The sequence below is a fragment of the Sulfitobacter indolifex genome, assembly GCF_022788655.1.
GTDB lineage: Bacteria > Pseudomonadota > Alphaproteobacteria > Rhodobacterales > Rhodobacteraceae > Sulfitobacter > Sulfitobacter indolifex.
This window is the reverse complement of the sequence record NZ_CP084951.1, coordinates 814264-832344: the sequence shown is the minus strand read 5'-3', so window position 1 is coordinate 832344 and position 18081 is coordinate 814264. Positions and strand designations below refer to the sequence as shown.

The following is an 18081-nucleotide window of genomic DNA, read 5'->3' as shown; positions in this document are numbered from 1 at the left end:
TGGCTGAAACGACAAACGCGCGAAGAAGGCTTCGCGCGTTTGGGTTTTACGGGTGTGGGGCGCGGATGCAACCCCGCCTTATGTTTAGGGTGTGCCCCACATGTAGACAGCGAAGAAGAGGAACAGCCAGACCACATCAACGAAGTGCCAGTACCAAGCCGCCGCCTCGAAGCCGACGTGGCGTTCGGGGGTGAAATGGCCGCGCATGGCGCGCAGCAGGCAGATGAAGAGGAAGATCGTGCCGATGATCACATGGAAGCCGTGAAAGCCTGTCGCCATGAAGAAGCTGGAGAAATACATGTCACCGCCGAAGGTCCAGTCGTCATGAACCAGCAGTTCGTAGTATTCAAATGCCTGCAGCGCGGTGAAGAACACACCAAGCACCACGGCGATGGCCAGACCCGCGATCAGGTCTTTGCGGTTGTTTTCATGCGCCAGCGCGTGGTGCGCCCATGTCACGGCGCAGCCCGACAGCAGCAGAACCAGCGTGTTGATCAGCGGCAGGTGGAAAGCGTCAACCGCGTGGATCTCAGGTTTGAGATATGTGCTCCCGGCATATTCGTACATCGGGTAAAGGGCCTGTTTAAAGAAGGACCAGAACCACGCGACGAAGAACATCACTTCGGACATGATGAACAGGATAAAGCCATAGCGCAGGCCGATCCGCACCACACCGGTGTGATCGCCCACTTCGCTTTCGGTCACGACTTCAGCCCACCAGGCGAACATGACGTAGCAGACGGCGACAAAACCGCCGAGAAAGACAAAAGGCGTAATGCCGTGCATCCACAGCACAGCGCCGGCCAACATCGCAAATCCACCCAGCGATCCCAGCAGCGGCCAGGACGAGGGGGCTAGAATATGGTAGTCGTGGTTCTTTGCATGGGCCATGGTTTCGGGTCCCTCACCTTTGTTTAATCAGGTCGTTAATTGGTTGCTGTGGCGCTGTCCTGATCGAGGGCGGCATAGCCTTCGGGCAGGTCAATTTCGTAGAATGTATAGGACAGTGTGATGGTATGTACAAACTTCCCATCACGGTCGTTGACCATTTCTGGATCAACAAAGAAGCTTACCGGCATCTGCACCCGTTCGCCCGGTGCAAGCACCTGTTCGGTAAAGCAGAAACAGTCGATCTTCTCAAAGAAGGCCCCGGCGGTGTAGGGGGTTACGTTGTAGCTCGCCTGCCCCGCCACCGGTTTATCGGTAGGATTATAGGCCTCATAGAAGGCCAACCCCGTCTCGCCGATGCGGACTTCCATTTCGCGGACCACGGGTTTGAATTCCCATGGCATGCCGTCGTTCAACGAGCCGTCAAAGCGGACCTTGACCGTTTGGTCGAGAACTTCACCGCTGGATGCGCTCACCTGCCCCGGCGTGCCGCCAAAGCCGGTGACCCGGCAGAACCAGTCGTAAAACGGCACCGATGCCCAAGCCAGACCGCCCATCAACACCACGACGCTGACGGTTTGCATCACTGTTTTTTGAGGACCGGAAAGCGCCATTACTGGGTCACCTCACGTTGGTTGGCGGGCAGTTCAAAATCTGTCTGCGTAATTTTGACGTAGGTAAGTGCCATGATCAGCACCACAAAGGCCGCCAGCATCAAACCGACGCCGATATTGCGGCCGCGGCGGCGCTTGTGCAGTTCGTGCTCAGGACGAAAGCTCATGCCCAGCCTCCCAGTCCAAAGGCACGCAGGGCGGCTTCGCCCAAGATCGCGCCGAAATGCAAGAAGAGGTAGGCCAGCGACAGGCGGAAGAATTTGCGCTCTTCGGCGTAGTCGTCGGCTTCGGCCATCACCTCATCGCGGTTCCAGATGCGCCATGCGCCCAACAGGAATGCGGCGTTCAGAACCAAGGCCACGGCGAAGTAGAAGATACCACCGATAGCCGTAAAGGCTGTGCCGATCGCCAGAGCAGCCAGCAGAACGGTATAGATCAAGATATGCAGCCGCGTGGCCGGACGGCCATGGGTCACGGTCAGCATCGGCACTTTGGCATCGTCGTAGTCAGAGCGCATGAACAGGGCCAGCGCCCAGAAATGCGGCGGGGTCCACATGAAGATCAGCGCGAACATCAGCCATGCCTCGACCGAGAAGCTGCCGGTGGCGGCGACCCAGCCGATTACGGGCGGGAAAGCACCAGCCGCACCGCCGATAACGATGTTCTGCGGCGTCAAACGCTTGAGCCACATGGTGTAGAAAACCGCATAGAACAGGATGGTGAACAACAGCATACCGGCGGCCAGCAGATTCGTCGCCAGCCCCAGCATCATCACCGACAAGCCCGACAGCGCGACGCCAAGCGTCAAGGCTTCGCCGGGCTGTACACGGCCCGATGGGATCGGGCGGCCACGGGTGCGGCGCATCACAGCGTCAATGTCCGCATCCCACCACATGTTCAACGCGCCCGAAGCACCGCCGCCGATGGCGATGAACAGGATGGCGCAGAAGCCGACGATCGGGTTCACGGACACTGGTGCGGCCAAAAGCCCCACAAATGCAGTAAATACAACAAGCGACATCACGCGCGGCTTCAGCAGGGCAAAGTAATCCCCCAGCTGCGCATCGTACTCACTTGTCGGTGTATTGGTGATGTCAGTCATCCCGAACCTTCCAGGTTAAAAACGGGGCAGGTTTCCTCCCTGCCCCGCAGAACTGGCTTACTTGGAGGCCACGGTCAGCGGCTGTTCGATACCCGCATATTCCGCCTTAGCCTTACCGAGCCACTCGGCATAGGCTTCTTCCGAAACAACCTTCACGGTGATCGGCATATAGGCATGGGCCTGACCGCAAAGCTCGGAACACTGACCGTAGTAGACGCCTTCCTGCTCAGCGGTGAACCACAGTTCGGCCAAGCGGCCCGGCACGCCATCCTGCTTCACGCCAAAGGCGGGGATGGTCCAAGAGTGGATCACGTCGCTTGCGGTAACCTGTACCACGATGGTTTTGCCAACCGGGATCACGACCGATGTATCGGTGGCCAGCAAGAAGTCTTCGCGGGCATAGCCTTCGTCTTCGAGCTTGGCGACCATCGCGTCATTCAGCACGAAGGGGGTCACATCTTCGTCGCCATCGCCCAGCGTCGCGGGCGCGCCGATCATGTAGCTGTCAAAGGCGATTTCTTCGTCGACATATTCATAAGTCCAGTACCACTGGTTGCCGATCGCTTTGATCGTGATGTCTGCCTCAGGGATTTCCTGTTGGCGGAACAGGATGGGCAGCGAATATGCACCAATCAACACAAGGACCAAGATCGGCAGGATGGTCCAGGCGATCTCAATCGGGGTGTGGTGGGTGAACGACGACGGTGTCGGGTTCCGCTTTTTGTTGTAGCGGATCATGACCCAGATGATCAGGCCGGTCACAAAAACGGTGATCAGCGTGATGATCACGAGAATCAGATAGTCCAAATCGTGGATATCCTGCGCCACCCGCGTCACAGCCGGTTGAAAGCCTGTCTCGCCGTCAACAGGTCTGCCGATGACATCAAGCCCGTCAATGCGCAGGCTGTCCTGTGCCAATGCTGGCAGGGCGGCAAGGCTGGTCAAAAGACCGGAAAGGGGGAGTAGATGTTTCATATGTCGTCCTGATCTTGTGACCATTAAGAAGCCGATTAGACACCCGAACCGCTGCTGCGACCCGGTGCCGTTGTAATCCTGGATGCTTACAATCATATTCTGGTTACAAGATAAAGTCACATGCTTGCGTCATAGGGACGCGCGAGACAGTTTTGTGACAGCAAGCAAGGATACCCCCCAATGAGCAGCGCGCAATTTACCCCGTTTGAGGCCGATCTGGACCGAGAAACCGCTCTGAGCGTGCTGCGCGAGGCCGTGGCCGGTGCCGATGACGGCGAATTATTCCTCGAACGCCGCCGCTCTGAGGCGCTGGTGTTTGATGACGGGCGGCTTAAGACCGCGAGCTATGACGCCGCAGAGGGCTTTGGCCTGCGCGCGGTGCGTGGCGAGGTGGCGGGCTATGCGCATTCGACCGAACTCAGCGAAGCCTCCTTGCGCCGCGCGGCAGAGACGGCACGGCTTGCGGTTGGTGACGGCGGCGGTACTTGGGCTGATGCGCCGCAGGCCAGCAACGCGCGACTGTACACGGACGAAGACCCGATAGCCGGCCACGCTTTCCCAGTAAAAGTCGACACACTGCGTGAGATCGACGCCTATGCCCGCAGCCTCGATTCCCGCGTGGTGCAGGTGAGCGCGACGATTGCCGCCAGCATTCAGGAGGTTGAGATACTCCGGCCCGAGGGTCATTCCGTGCGCGACGTGCGCCCCATGACGCGGGTTAATGTCTCAGTCATCGTGGAACAAGACGGTCGACGCGAGAGCGGCGGTGTCGGCGGTGGCGGGCGGATTGGGCTGGACGGGATGCTGGCCCCTGAGGATTGGCAGGCCAAGGTGCGTGAGGCATTGCGCATCGCCTGCGTCAACCTTGAGGCTGTCCCCGCCCCGGCGGGCGTGATGGACGTGGTGCTTGGCCCTGGCTGGCCCGGCATCCTGCTGCATGAGGCCATTGGCCACGGGCTGGAGGGCGATTTCAACCGCAAAGGCTCCAGCGCATTTGCGGGTCTGATGGGCCAACAAATCGCCGCTAAAGGGGTCACCGTGTTGGACGATGGCACGATTCCCGACCGCCGCGGCTCGATCTCTGTCGATGATGAAGGCACCCCTTCGGCGCGCAATGTGCTGATCGAAGATGGCGTGCTGGTGGGATATATGCAGGATCGCCAGAACGGGCGATTGATGGGCGGTGCGTCAACCGGGAACGGGCGGCGGCAATCCTATGCGCATATCCCGATGCCGCGCATGACCAACACCTATATGCTGGGCGGTGATGCAGCGCCGGGTGATATCGTGGCAGACCTCAAGGATGGTATCTATGCCGTCGGATTTGGCGGGGGTCAGGTCGATATCACCAACGGCAAGTTCGTTTTTTCCTGCACCGAGGCGTATCGCGTGCAGAACGGCAAAGTTGGTGCGCCGGTCAAAGGGGCCACGCTGATCGGCGACGGGGCCACGGCGCTGCAGCAGATTCGCGCCATCGGAAATGACCCGACGCTTGACCCTGGAATGGGCAACTGCGGCAAACAGGGTCAGTGGGTGCCGGTGGGTGTCGGACAGCCGACGTTGATGATCGGCGGGCTGACCGTGGGCGGCGCGGCAACCTGACGGCACGCCTGAGTTGAATCGAATGGGTGGGGAAAAATTCATAGGTTGTTAAGCACTAAATCCTATACCTGATTCTGCAACGGACGGAGCTTTGGGATGACTGACAAGGACCTACATCCTTCTTCCACTCACCCCCCACTCCCACCCACCCAGGAAGATGAACGGTTTGCCCGGCTTCGTCTGTTGCGTTCTCGCAGGGTTGGTATCTCGACCTACCGGCGTTTGTTGGATGAACATGGCTCGGCGATTGATGCGCTGACCGCCCTGCCAGAAGTTGCCCGTGCCGCCGGCATTTCGGATTATCGCATCTGCCCCGAAGGGGTTGTTCAAGCCGAACTTAACGCCGCCCGCGCCGCCGGGGCGCGGCTGCTGGTGCAGGGCCAAGCGCCCTACCCTGACCTATTAAGGGATCTTGACGATGCACCGCCCTTTTTGTGGGTAATCGGTGACCCCGCGCTGCTGACCCGCCCGATGATTTCCCTCGTCGGCGCGCGGAATGCCTCATCGCTTGGCCTGCGCATGGCACGCACCCTTGCGGCAGAGCTGGGGGAGGCCGGGTTTGTCGTTGTCTCCGGCCTTGCCCGGGGCATCGACGCCGCAGCGCATGAAGCGGCCCTTACGCGCGGCACAATCGCCGTCCAGGCAGGTGGGGTCGACACTATATATCCCAGCGAAAATTCCGAACTGGCGGGGCAAATCGCGGCACAGGGGCTGCGGCTGTCAGAGCAACCAATGGGGCTGCAACCGATGGCGCGGCATTTCCCAAGACGCAACCGCATCATCTCGGGCCTGAGCCGGGCGACTGTCGTGGTAGAAGCGGCGGCACGGTCTGGCAGCCTGATCACTGCGCGAGATGCGCTGGATCAAGGGCGTGATGTGCTGGCGGTGCCGGGGCACCCGATGGACGCGCGCGCCGCAGGGTGCAACATGCTGATCCGCGACGGTGCTGTGTTGGTTCGCACCGCCGCCGATGTCTTGGAGATTTTGCCTGAACAGGATCGGCAAAAGGACAACGCGCCTGCCCCTGTGAAACCAGCTTCGGGTCCGACATCTGCGCCCCCGTCTCGCGCGACTCAACCCCGTGAAAATACGGGCTCCATCGCGAAGCTACACGCACGCATCCTATCTCGGCTTGGCCCTGCACCGATTGCAGAGGATCAGCTGATCCGCGATCTGCAAGTGCCCAGCACCGCCGTAGCCCCGGCGCTTCTTGATCTTGAAATGGACGGCCAAATTGAAAGACAGCCCGGTGGATTGCTGAGCCGCACCGCGTAGCTAGCAGAGTGACCTCTGCAAGCGATGAAACAGCAGCAAACCGCCAGCGTCTGAGTGAAGCCCTTCCCCGCCAGAGGCTCTGCACAAAGCATCGCAACCATGGCGCCTTTCCAAACCAACAAGCGCAGCAAACCGCTGCCGCGCAGAATCCTCATAATCAGCAGCCGCATTGACAAACACCCCCGCCATCCCACATGAGACAGCGCAAAGCTGCCCTCATTTTTGATCTAAGGTGCCTGTATTTATGCCCGTCGTCGTTGTCGAATCCCCCGCCAAGGCTAAAACGATCAACAAATATTTGGGCGATAATTATACCGTCCTCGCCTCCTATGGCCACGTCCGAGACCTGCCGCCCAAGGATGGATCAGTCGACACCGACGCTGATTTCGACATGAAGTGGGAAGTCGCCAGCGACAGTAAGAAACACGTCAAGGCGATCGCGGATGCGCTGGCCAAAGACAACGCATTGATCCTCGCGACTGACCCCGACCGCGAAGGCGAGGCGATCAGCTGGCACCTGCAAGAGGCGCTGACCAAGCGCAAATCGATCAAGAAAGACACGCCTGTCAGCCGCGTGGTGTTTAACCAGATCACCAAGAAGGCCGTGACCGAGGCGATGGAAAACCCGCGCCAAGTCGATATGCCACTGGTTGAGGCCTATCTCGCCCGCCGGGCTTTGGACTATCTGGTGGGTTTTAACCTGTCGCCCGTTCTCTGGCGCAAACTTCCCGGCGCGAAATCGGCAGGCCGGGTGCAGTCGGTTACCCTGCGCCTGATCGTTGAGCGTGAGATGGAAATCGAAGCTTTCCGCGCCCGCGAGTATTGGTCGGTCAAGGCGCTGCTCGCCACGCCGCGCGGTCAGGAGTTCGAGACGCGTCTTGTTTCTCTTGCGGGCAAAAAGCTGGATCGTTTCGACTTGGCCGATGCCACACAGGCCGAGATGGCGGTGCAGGCGATCACCAGCCGTGCGCTGAAGGTCATGAACGTCGAGGCCAAACCGGCCAGCCGCAACCCATCAGCGCCCTTCATGACGTCGACCCTGCAGCAAGAAGCCAGCCGGAAGTTTTCGATGGGCGCACGGCAGACGATGTCAACGGCGCAGCGCCTTTATGAAGCCGGTCACATCACCTACATGCGGACAGACGGCATCGACATGGCCCCCGAAGCGGTGACAATGGCGCGCGATGCGATCGCCGACCGTTTTGGCGCGGACTATGTGCCGAAAGAGCCGCGCATCTATAAAAACAAGGCCAAGAACGCCCAAGAAGCGCACGAATGTATCCGCCCGACGGATATGACGAAAGACGCCAAAGCGCTGAAACTCGACGCCGATCAGGCGAAGCTTTACGATCTGATCTGGAAACGCACCCTCGCCTGTCAGATGGAAAGCGCGCGCCTTGAGCGCACCACGGTTGAAGTCGGGAGCGAAGATGGTCAGGTCGGCCTGCGTGCAAATGGTCAGGTCGTGCTGTTTGACGGCTTCCTGCGCGTTTATGAAGAAGGCCGCGATGATGTGGTCGACGAAGACGACAAGCGCCTGCCCCAGATCAACAATGGCGATGCGATGGACAAGCGCAGCGTCACGCCAGAGCAGCACTTCACCCAGCCACCGCCGCGCTATACCGAAGCGACATTGGTCAAACGGATGGAAGAGCTTGGCATCGGCCGCCCCTCGACTTACGCCAGCATCGTCACCACGATTCAAGACCGCGAATATGTTCGCAAGGATGGCAACCGCCTGATCCCAGAAGATAAAGGCCGTTTGGTCACCGCCTTCCTTGAGAACTACTTCCGCCGCTACGTTGGGTATGATTTCACCGCCGATCTGGAAGACCAGCTTGATAAGGTCAGCGCGGGCGATGCGGCTTATAAAGAAGTGCTGCGTCGCTTCTGGCGCGACTTTTCGGCGGCGATTGCCGAAACATCCGAGCTGCGGATCACGGAAGTTCTGGAAAAGATCAACGAGGTGCTGGAACCGCACCTCTTCCCACCCACAGAAGACGGCAGCGATCCGCGCCTTTGCCCGAATTGCGAGATTGGACGCCTGTCGATGCGTACCGCGCGGTCGGGCGGGGCATTTATCGGCTGCTCAAACTACCCCGAATGCCGCTACACCCGCCCCTTCGGCCCGCCGGACCCAGAGGCTGAAGCCTCGGCCATTCCGCCTGATGGGAAGCTGTTGGGCGAAGATCAGGGGGACGAAATCCGCGTCTTCAAGGGCCGTTTTGGCCCCTATGTACAGCGCGGCCCGGTGACCGAAGAGAACAAAAAACCTCCGCGCCAATCGATCCCAAAGGATTGGCCCGCCGAAGAAGTGACGCTGGAACAAGGTGTTATGCTGCTGTCCCTGCCCCGCCAGATCGGCCCGCACCCAGAAGATGGCGTGATGGTCTGGTCGAACATCGGGCGTTATGGGCCGTATATCAAACACGCCGAGAGCACCTCGGACCGGGGCGGCACCAATGCCAACCTTGAAGGGATCGACGAGGTCTTTACCGTGGGCATGAACCGCGCGGTGCAACTGCTGGCCGAAAAAGTCGCCAGCCGTGGCGGCCGTGGCAAGGCCGCAAAACCGATCCGTGAGATGGGTGAACACCCAGATATGGGCGGCGCGGTGAATATCATGGAAGGCAAATATGGGCCGTATGTGAAGTGGGAAAAGGTCAACGCGACGATCCCGAAAGAGGTTGAGCCGGCGGACCTGACCATGGAACGCGCGGTGGAATTGATCGAGGAAAAGCTCGCTAAATCTCCGGCCAAGCGCAAGGCGGCAACCAAGAAGAAGGCGCCTGCAAAGAAGCCTGCGGCCAAGACCGCCACCAAGAAACCCGCAGCGAAAAAAACGGCTGCTAAGAAGCCGGCCGCAAAGAAACCGGCGGCTAAAAAGACCGACGGCGCGTAACCGATCGCGCCCGCACTGCAGCGGCCGCGCCGGATCGGCGCGGTTCCGCCTGTGGCGCACCGTCACATCCAGCATCATGAATATGTGATTTGCCATTTACCTTCGATTTTCGGATCAGGGGCAGACGGCAAGACCAGTATGAAAGGCAGATATATGTCAGGCATTAAATTTACCCGACGCGGCGTGATCGCCGCCAGCGGTGCGGCGTTGATGACCCCGCAGATCCTGCGCGCGCAGGAATTCGGCCAATCGGCCCGCGAATTTTCCAACGAAGCGCCAGTGTCGCGCAATGCGTCTAGCTTTGCCACGCAACGCTGGCAGGACCATTTCGACAGCCTCGGTCAAGGCGCAATCGTTGCCGACACGATCAGCCGCGCGTTGCATTACTGGAGCGCCGATGGCCAGACCTACAAGGTCTACCCGACATCCGTGCCTGCCACCGAAGAGCTGACCAAACGCGGCTATACCGAGATTGTGCGCAAGAAAGAGGGTCCGGATTGGACACCGACCGCTTCGATGATGGAGCGTTTCCCGCATTACAAATACATGCCGCCCGGCCCCGACAACCCGCTGGGCACCCATGCGATGTACCTCAGCTGGCCTGCGTACATCATTCACGGCACCCATGACACGCGCAAGATCGGGCGTCGGTCTTCGGACGGCTGTATCGGTCTCTATAATGAAAAGATCGAAGAGCTTTTCGGCATGTGCCCGGTCGGCACACAAGTGCGTATCATCTGACCCTTTCGGGCGGCCTCCCTGCGTAGCACCACGTAATTGACACTGCGACGACGCAGGGTCACATATGGCGCAACGAAACCAGAGGGAGGTCGCCCGTGAACAAAATCTATGGATCCGCCGCTGAGGCACTGGAAGGTGTCTTGTCGGATGGCATGCTGATCGCCGCCGGGGGCTTTGGCCTTTGTGGCATTCCTGAATTGCTGCTGCAGGCGATCAAGGATAACGGGGCCAAAGACCTTACCTTTGCCTCCAACAATGCGGGCGTCGACGATTTCGGCATCGGCATTCTGCTGCAATCGCGGCAGGTGAAAAAGATGATCTCCTCCTATGTCGGTGAAAACGCCGAGTTCATGCGCCAGTATCTGAGCGGTGAGCTGGAGCTTGAGTTTAACCCCCAAGGCACATTGGCCGAGCGCATGCGCGCCGGCGGTTCGGGCATTCCGGGTTTCTACACCAAGACCGGCGTCGGCACCCAGATCGCTGAGGGCAAGGAAGTGAAGCAATTCCACGGTGAGGATTACATCCTCGAAGAGGGCATTTTTGCCGACCTGTCGATCGTGAAAGCATGGAAAGCCGATGACACCGGCAACCTCGTGTTCCGCAAAACCGCGCGCAACTTCAACCCGCCTGCGGCCATGTGCGGCAAGGTTTGCATTGTTGAGGTCGAAGAGATCGTCCCCCGCGGCAGCCTCGACCCCGATAAAATCCATCTGCCCGGCATCTACGTGCATCGCATCATCCAAGGCGATCACGAGAAACGGATCGAAAAGGTCACAACACGCAAGCGGGAGGAAGCCTAATGCCCTGGGATAGAGATCAGATGGCCGCCCGCGCAGCGGAAGAACTCGAAGACGGCATGTATGTGAACCTCGGCATCGGCATTCCGACGCTGGTGGCGAACTACGTGGGCGACAAGGACATCACCCTGCAGTCGGAAAACGGCATGCTGGGTATGGGCCCCTTCCCCTTTGAGGGCGAAGAAGACCCCGACCTCATTAATGCAGGCAAGCAGACCATCACCGAACTGAGCCGCACAGCCTATTTCGACAGCGCCATGTCCTTCGGTATGATCCGCGGTGGTAAGATCGCCGCGGCGATCCTTGGCGCGATGGAAGTGGCCGAGAACGGCGATCTGGCGAACTGGATGATCCCCGGCAAGTTGGTCAAAGGCATGGGCGGCGCGATGGACCTTGTTGCCGGCGTGCGCAAGGTGATCGTTGTCATGGATCATCAGAACAAGGCCGGTGAGTCCAAACTACTAAAAGAATGCACCCTGCCGCTGACCGGCAAAGGCGTGGTTGACCGGATCATCACCAACCTTGGTGTGCTTGACGTGGTCGAAGGTGGATTGCGCATCGTCGAATGCGCCGATGGCGTGACGGAGGATGAGTTGCGCGCCGCGACAGACGCCACCATCGTTTAGACAAAGCCCCCGGCGGCATCCGCCGGGGCGCCACTGCGACGTTAGTTCATCGCCGCGAAAACACACCCATCGCTGATCAATTCCGGCGGTGTCAGGCAAAGCCCCTGCGCCACTTGGAAGGCTGCCAGTACCTTTGGCACATAGTCCCGCGTTTCAGCAAAGGGCGGCACGCCCGCGTGTTTGCGCACCGACCCCTCGCCCGCGTTATAGCCCGCAAGTACGAGGATCGGATCACGGTCGAACTCTCCCATCAGCCAATCGAGGTATTTGACGCCGCCCAAGATGTTCTGCGCCGCGATCATACTATCGCCTACGCCGAAACGTGCAGCGGTATCGGGCATCAGTTGCATCAACCCCGCAGCCCCTGCCCGGCTCACTGCATCGGTGCGCCCAGCGGATTCAACGCTGATCACCGCCAAGACGAGTGCCGGAGAAACTTTCGTGCCGACTGTCGCACGCAAAATATCCACACCATTGCTGCGAGCGATGTCTTGTAGATGTTGCAAACGCGGCGCGGGCACTTTGCCAGTGGAAAGCACGGCCATGGCAGGCGCCAGCCGCCCTGCCCCGCCCAAATCAGCAGCGGGAGAGACTTTATCCCAGAACCAATCAAACTGACCTGCGTTCAAAGGCGCGATGGCACCTGAAGGCGTGGCCGCCACGGCTGGACCTGTCTCAACCCTGGCAGCGGCGGCGGCACGGGCAGCCGGGTCGATCTGTACGGTGATGCGCTTGGCCCCTTTTTTGGGCGGCGCGACCCGTTTGGCCGAGAACTCGGGAAAAGGAGCGAGCCCCTCTGCCCAAGTGGCGGGGGCCGAAAGGGCCATGATCAGCCAAAGTGCCAATAAACGATACATGCCTGCTCTACCTTGCGTCTGACGCGCCTTTGGTTGGCAATATCTCATGAAAAGGGGAATCGGGCCAGCGATTGAGACGGGGATCGTGGCGATTTCGCCGCAATTGCGCCGATAACCCGGGAAAACACGCTAAAAAGCGACCTCAAAACGCCTTTAGACTCAATGGAAACAGGACGTTGAAGCCATTTTCAAAGAAAAACATGCCAGAACGGTAAAAGTCACATTTGCTGCCAAATTCGCGCCCCAATCGCAGGGCTATATAGGGTCATACCAAGTCGGACAGCCTTAATGAGAGAGCGAGGCAAACCGGACGGCGAGGTTAAAACCTTTACTCAGTGATCCTTGGAGGGACATGACATGATGAACTTTATCAAAAACTTCCGCAATGACGAAGACGGTGCCGTGACAGTTGACTGGGTCGTTCTGACCGCTGCGATCGTCGGCTTGGCAATTGTTGCTTTCAGCACCATCGGTGAAAACACAGAACTGCTTACAGGCCAGATTGCTGGTGATATTTCCGGTGAGATGCGCGCACCATAAGCTGTGTTAACAGTCCTACTTTTGTAGCCGCCTAAAGTGCTAGGGCCGCCTCCCTATCCAGGGTGCGGCCCTAGCTTATTCTCACAAACCGCTATCAAACGGAAATAGTTATGCCCAGATTTTTCAAAGGTTTTGCAAGCGACCAGAGTGGTGCGGTGAGCGTTGATTGGGTCGTTCTAACCGCCTTCCTGATCGGTATGACTATTTTGCTACTTGGCGTCTTCTCCAACAGTGTCGGTGAACTCTTGGAGTACATTCAGGTACAGATGACCTCCTGACAGCGGTAAGCTTCTAAAGACCGATATTCGCTACGGCAGGCATCATCGCATCGCCGCTGTGCCGACCAATTCTCGTCATAATCGGCAGCTATTCTGCCTTTGACACAAGCGGGCTCAGACCCGCTTCCATAGCAAAGAGGTGACAACATGCGGGCCGTATTTGGATTGGTTCTTTTGGTAGGTATCGCACTTGCCGGTGGGGCCGTATATCTGGCGAAAGACCGGATTTCTCAGTATCAAGCAGCCAATGCACAGGCGCAGGCCGCGCTGGCGCAAGTGGTGCCAACACAAACCGTCTGGGTGGCCGAAAAGCCGCTTAAATATGGGCAGCCCCTGACCCGCGAGGATGTGCGCGCCGTAAATTGGCCCGAGAACGCGATCCCCGAGGGCAGTTTTATTGAGGAAACCCTGCTGTTTCCTGAAAACACCAAGGACCACCGCATTGTCCTGCGCAATATCGAAAAAGATGAAGCAATCATGGCCGTCAAGGTGACGGAGCCGGGTGAAGACTCGGGTCTGACCTCGCGCCTGGCCCGCGGCATGCGCGCCTTTACCATCAAGGTGGATGTCTCCAGCGGTGTGTCGGGCTTCTTGCGCCCCGGCGACCGGGTCGATGTTTACTGGACGGGCCGCGTGAACGTGGGCAACCAATCCAGCAACGGCGACGTAACCAAGCTGATCGAATCAGCTGTGCAACTGATCGCCATCGACCAAAGCGCCGATGCGCTGGTGATGGAGGAAGCCTCAATCGCTAAGACCGTGACCGTAGCCGTGAAACCCCAACAGGTCGCCGCCCTTGCCCAAGCGCAGTCGACCGGCAAACTGTCTCTCTCCTTGGTCGGCACCAATGACGATACCGTGGCCGAAGCCATTGAGGTCGATCAGCGGTCGCTTCTTGGGATTGAGATGCAGGAAACCATCGCAGAGGTCGCCAAAGAGAAGATTTGTACGATCCGCACACGTCGCGGCGCTGAGGTGGTCGAACTTCAGATCCCCTGCACAAACTGACCTGATGACACCCTCTTGCTATGCTAAGCAAAGACGTCGCAGCCTCTGCGGCGTCTTTCCATTTCAAGTTATGTTGCGAATTGCCCACATGCAAAGCACCCGCGAAGAGCTTGATTCTTGCAATAAAATTCGAATTGCCTCAGAGTGCTGCCAAACGAGGGCGAAAAGACCCATCCCGAGGCGTGATCAAAAAGGCAGGTCACATGAAAATCGATAGATTTCTAAAAGCAGCCCTATTGGGGCTGACTCTGGGCGCGATGCCACTGGCATTGACCCTGCCCAGCTCTGCTGGCGCCGACACGCTGCGGGTTGTGAAACGCGGCACGAATTCCAGTCTCGATGTTCCGATGAACCGCGCCGTGGTGGTCGAAAGCGACATCCCCTTTGCGGAATTGAGCATTGCCAACCCTGGCATCGCGGATATCTCTTCGCTGTCTGATCGCACCATCTATGTGCTCGGCAAATCCCCGGGTCTGACCACGCTGACGCTGTTGGACGCTGGCGGGCAATTGATCACCAACGTCGATGTTCGCGTGGCTGCGGATGTATCCGAGTTTAAAGAACGGCTGCGCCAGATCCTTCCGGGTGAGAAGATCGAAGTGCGCACGGCCAATGATGGCATTGTGCTGTCGGGCATCGTGTCTTCGACACAGCGCTTGCAACGCGCGCTTGATCTGGCTGAACGCTATGCGCCTGAGCGGGTCAGCAACCTAATGAGCGTTGGCGGTATCCAGCAGGTGATGATGAAGGTCCGCTTTGCGGAAATGCAGCGTAACGTGTCCAAATCGCTGGGCTCTTCGCTTGCGATCAATGGCGCGATCGGCGGCACCGGCATCAACGGTGGGACAGGCAGCACCAATTCATCTGGCGGGGTTGCTTCCTCTCTTGGCGGCACGATCCCCTCTTCCAACCAGAACGCGGGCGCGGTGCTGTTTGGCTTTAACGCGGGTTCGACCCAAGTGGGCATCTTGCTGGAAGCGCTAGAAGAAAAAGGCGTTGTGCGGTTCTTGGCGGAACCGAACCTCGTCGCGCTGTCGGGGCAAGAGGCCAAGTTCCTCGCCGGGGGGGAATACCCCGTTCCCGTCGCGCAAACAGGTGACACCATCGCGGTGGAGTTCAAACCCTTCGGTGTTGAGCTCGCCTTTATTCCACGCGTCGTGGACAAAGATATCATCAACCTTGAGATGAACGCCGCCGTGTCGGCCATCGACGGGAGTAACAGCATCGCCCTGGGCAATGGGATTGAGATTTCAGCATTTACCCGCCGCGAAACGTCCACCACGGTTGAGATGCGCGATGGCGAAAGCTTTGCCATTGCCGGGCTTTTGACCGACGACTTTACTGACAGCACGCGGCAACTGCCGTGGATCGGCGATGTGCCAGTGCTGGGCGCGCTGTTCCGCTCAGCGGATTATCAGCGCAGCCAGACAGAGCTGGTGATCATCGTCACCGCGCATCTGGTAACGCCAACCCGCAGCGAAGCGCTGGTACTGCCCACGGACCGCATCAAGCCGCCCTCCGAGAAAGACCTTTTCTTGCACGGGCGCACCGCCGACGGCACCCGCACTCCGACCCGAGGTGCGGCGGGCGAAGTGGCCAAGCAGGACTTCCGCGGCTCCTACGGTTATGTACTGGATTGATCCGATGACACGCAGACATATCACGTTGATCGCTGGCACCGCGGCCCTCGCCGGGCTCACCGCCTGCGCGCCCAGCAACGATCCAGTCTATACACAGTTCTACCGCGAAGCCGGCTCGGTTGTGGACACAGGCCAGTTCGGCAATGCCACGCTGCACAACCGGCAGGTTATGACGGGCGAGGAGCGTGTGACCTTTGATCTGGCGAACCGTTTCGCCAACGAAGTCGGCTCTACCGTGACCTTCGCCTTTAACTCCGCCCAGCTGGACGCCACTGCACAGGCCGTTTTGCGCCAACAGGCCGGATGGATCCGCCAGTTCCCTGAGATTCGCTTCCGCGTTTATGGCCACACCGATCTGGTCGGCTCGCAGGCTTATAACCGGGCCTTGGGTATGCGCCGCGCGCAGGCGGTGGTCGGCTACCTCTCGACCTTGGGGATCAGCCCAAGCCGTCTGGAAGCCGTTGTTTCCTATGGTGAAACACAGCCCCTGATCGTGACCCAGGGCCGCGAGCGCCGCAACCGGCGCACCGTGACCGAGGTCAGCGGGTTTGTGCACGGCCATTCGATGCTTCTGGATGGTAAATATGCGCAGGTCATCTATCGCGAGTATGTGGCCAGCGCCGTGCCCCCCTCGCAGTTAAGCACCAGTGCCACTGCGGCTGGTGGCAGCGGCGGGGAGTAAGGCCAAGGGCCTCTTCTGCAATAGAAATTTACCCCCGTGCCCTTGGGTCGCGGGGGTTTCTCGTACCCGCCAAGAGATGTCCAATAGGGCGCTAAAACGCGGATCGTTTCACAATACCCAACAATGGAGGCTTTTTGGCCCCAATCTCGCCCCAGTTGGGCGCGATATTCGACCCAGAAGGACAGATGTGCCCGGCTCAGAGGCCGTGCATGAGGCAGAGGCCAGAGCGGACGCGGCGACAGAATATCGCCGCCCCCGGCCAAACCGTTGATGTAAAGGACAAAAGGTCATGAGCAACAGTATGCCCCAACCCGAAGCAGCGCCGATCGTTGCCTGCACAATCAGCCGTGATGTACAAAACTTCGACCTCTTGATCGAAGATATGGAGGCCACGCTTGGCGAAAGCTGGGGCGACCTGGGATTCGCCGAAGCGCTGGCATTCTTTGGGCAACCCGAAGCCGCGGCGATGGAATTTGTAGCCTTGGCTATGGATGAGACCGACGAAGACAACCTTGTATTGATGAGCGAGATCATCACCCAAGCCAAGGCACGTGATATCCGCGTGATCCTGATCGCCGAGGACATGACCCCCGCAGCGTTGCATTCACTGTTGCGCCAAGGTGCTGACGAATTCGTTCCCTATCCGCTGCCCGAAGGCGAGTTGGCTCAAGCTATCGCACGGGTTCGCGCAGGGGAGAATGCCCCCCCTGCCCCCGCCGCAGAGACAGAATCAGCAGCCCCACAGTTGAAAGCTGGCGCGCGCAAAGACGGTGCCTTGATCGTGGTGCACGGGTTGGCCGGTGGCACCGGTGCGACAACTCTTGCTGTGAACCTTGCTTGGGAACTTGCCAACGCGGACAAGAAGAACGCGCCCTCGGTCTGCCTGCTGGATTTCGATTTGCAATCTGGCTCCGTCGCGACATTCCTTGACCTGCAACGCCGCGAGGCGGTCTATGAGATGATGTCCGACACGCAATCCATGGACGAAGAGATCTTTGGCCAAGCCCTGCAAACCTTTGAAGACAAGCTGCATGTGTTGACCGCCCCCGCGGAAATGCTGCCGCTCGACATCATCACCAACGAAGACGTTGAACGTATCCTGAGCATGGCCTGCAACCAGTTCGACTACGTCATTGTGGATATGCCCTCAACGCTGGTGCAATGGTCTGAAACCGTACTGACCAGCGCGCATATCTATTTCGCTATGCTGGAGCTTGATATGCGTTCGGCCCAGAACGCACTACGCTTCAAACGCGCCCTGCAATCCGAAGAGCTTCCCTTTGAGAAGTTGCGCTATGTGATGAACCGCGCGCCCAAGTTCACCGATCTCAGCGCCAAGAGCCGGGTCAAGCGCATGGCCGAATCGCTCAGCATCTCGATTGACGTACAACTGCCTGATGGCGGCAAGGCGGTGACGCAGGCCAATGATCACGGCCTCCCGCTCGCCAATTCTGCCCCAAAAAGCCCGCTCCGGCGCGAAATAGCCAAGCTGGCAGGCTCCATCCACGATCTCAAGGGCGATCAGGCCAAAGCAGCCTGAGCCCCTAGCGAAAG

The 18081-nt window shown here is 59.1% G+C and carries 18 protein-coding genes; 12 read left to right on the top strand and 6 right to left on the bottom strand.

What is annotated here, in order from left to right; translation table 11 throughout:
* Positions 1-84: 84 nt before the first annotated feature.
* From DSM14862_RS04090 to coxB, 5 genes are read right to left on the bottom strand one after another with little or no spacing between them, the layout of a single operon-like run.
* Positions 85-891, bottom strand: a complete 807-nt coding sequence (locus DSM14862_RS04090; RefSeq protein WP_007119155.1) for a cytochrome c oxidase subunit 3 — start codon at positions 889-891, stop codon at positions 85-87.
* Between the two features lie 35 nt (positions 892-926).
* Entirely contained in the window at positions 927-1502 is a 576-nt protein-coding gene (locus DSM14862_RS04085) for a cytochrome c oxidase assembly protein (RefSeq protein ID WP_007119154.1), read from the bottom strand.
* The gene (locus DSM14862_RS04080) at positions 1502-1669 is read right to left on the bottom strand and encodes a hypothetical protein (RefSeq protein ID WP_007119153.1); all 168 of its coding nucleotides are present in this window, start codon (positions 1667-1669) and stop codon (positions 1502-1504) included. The genes DSM14862_RS04085 and DSM14862_RS04080 overlap by 1 nt, the downstream gene beginning before the upstream one ends.
* Entirely contained in the window at positions 1666-2604 is a 939-nt protein-coding gene (gene cyoE, locus DSM14862_RS04075; protein ID WP_007119152.1) for a heme o synthase, read from the bottom strand. Before cyoE ends, DSM14862_RS04080 begins: the two co-directional genes overlap by 4 nt.
* A gap of 57 nt (positions 2605-2661) precedes the next feature.
* On the bottom strand, positions 2662-3579 hold the full coding sequence (gene coxB / locus DSM14862_RS04070) for a cytochrome c oxidase subunit II (protein WP_007119151.1): 918 nt from the start codon (positions 3577-3579) through the stop codon (positions 2662-2664).
* 180 nt (positions 3580-3759) lie between these two features.
* Between coxB and tldD the strand changes: the two genes are divergently transcribed.
* The 6 genes from tldD to DSM14862_RS04040 all read left to right on the top strand — a co-directional run bounded on the left by tldD (position 3760) and on the right by DSM14862_RS04040 (position 11522).
* Complete coding sequence (gene tldD / locus DSM14862_RS04065; RefSeq protein ID WP_007119150.1) at positions 3760-5181, top strand: metalloprotease TldD; 1422 nt, start codon at positions 3760-3762, stop codon at positions 5179-5181.
* Positions 5182-5277: 96 nt separating this feature from the next.
* A complete protein-coding gene (dprA, locus tag DSM14862_RS04060) occupies positions 5278-6456 on the top strand; it encodes a DNA-processing protein DprA (protein ID WP_083804552.1) in 1179 nt (392 codons plus the stop codon).
* A gap of 244 nt (positions 6457-6700) precedes the next feature.
* Complete coding sequence (topA, locus tag DSM14862_RS04055; RefSeq protein ID WP_007119147.1) at positions 6701-9358, top strand: type I DNA topoisomerase; 2658 nt, start codon at positions 6701-6703, stop codon at positions 9356-9358.
* Between the two features lie 153 nt (positions 9359-9511).
* Positions 9512-10099, top strand: a complete 588-nt coding sequence (locus tag DSM14862_RS04050) for a L,D-transpeptidase (protein ID WP_007119146.1) — start codon at positions 9512-9514, stop codon at positions 10097-10099.
* Between the two features lie 95 nt (positions 10100-10194).
* The gene (locus DSM14862_RS04045) at positions 10195-10899 is read left to right on the top strand and encodes a CoA transferase subunit A (protein ID WP_007119145.1); all 705 of its coding nucleotides are present in this window, start codon (positions 10195-10197) and stop codon (positions 10897-10899) included.
* Positions 10899-11522 carry a CoA transferase subunit B gene (locus DSM14862_RS04040; RefSeq protein ID WP_007119144.1) on the top strand — a complete coding sequence of 208 codons (624 nt, stop codon included), beginning with the start codon at positions 10899-10901 and terminating at the stop codon, positions 11520-11522. Before DSM14862_RS04045 ends, DSM14862_RS04040 begins: the two co-directional genes overlap by 1 nt.
* A 41-nt stretch (positions 11523-11563) precedes the next feature.
* Here DSM14862_RS04040 and DSM14862_RS04035 read toward each other — a convergent pair whose 3' ends face one another.
* Positions 11564-12379 carry a lytic transglycosylase domain-containing protein gene (locus tag DSM14862_RS04035; RefSeq protein WP_007119143.1) on the bottom strand — a complete coding sequence of 272 codons (816 nt, stop codon included), beginning with the start codon at positions 12377-12379 and terminating at the stop codon, positions 11564-11566.
* A gap of 357 nt (positions 12380-12736) precedes the next feature.
* Here DSM14862_RS04035 and DSM14862_RS04030 point away from each other — a divergent pair, with 357 nt between their 5' ends.
* The 6 genes from DSM14862_RS04030 (at position 12737) to DSM14862_RS04005 (ending at position 18067) form a co-directional block, all read left to right on the top strand.
* Positions 12737-12919 carry a Flp family type IVb pilin gene (locus DSM14862_RS04030; RefSeq protein ID WP_040700935.1) on the top strand — a complete coding sequence of 61 codons (183 nt, stop codon included), beginning with the start codon at positions 12737-12739 and terminating at the stop codon, positions 12917-12919.
* Positions 12920-13029: 110 nt separating this feature from the next.
* Positions 13030-13197 (top strand): hypothetical protein, encoded by a 168-nt coding sequence (locus tag DSM14862_RS04025; RefSeq protein ID WP_007119141.1) that lies wholly within the window; start codon positions 13030-13032, stop codon positions 13195-13197.
* Between the two features lie 147 nt (positions 13198-13344).
* Entirely contained in the window at positions 13345-14205 is an 861-nt protein-coding gene (cpaB, locus tag DSM14862_RS04020) for a Flp pilus assembly protein CpaB (protein ID WP_007119140.1), read from the top strand.
* Between the two features lie 203 nt (positions 14206-14408).
* Positions 14409-15845: a type II and III secretion system protein family protein gene (locus tag DSM14862_RS04015; protein WP_007119139.1), complete on the top strand. Its 1437-nt coding sequence runs from the start codon at positions 14409-14411 to the stop codon at positions 15843-15845.
* Between the two features lie 4 nt (positions 15846-15849).
* Positions 15850-16527 carry an OmpA family protein gene (locus tag DSM14862_RS04010; RefSeq protein WP_243254310.1) on the top strand — a complete coding sequence of 226 codons (678 nt, stop codon included), beginning with the start codon at positions 15850-15852 and terminating at the stop codon, positions 16525-16527.
* 289 nt (positions 16528-16816) lie between these two features.
* On the top strand, positions 16817-18067 hold the full coding sequence (locus tag DSM14862_RS04005; RefSeq protein ID WP_007119137.1) for an AAA family ATPase: 1251 nt from the start codon (positions 16817-16819) through the stop codon (positions 18065-18067).
* Positions 18068-18081: the final 14 nt, after the last annotated feature.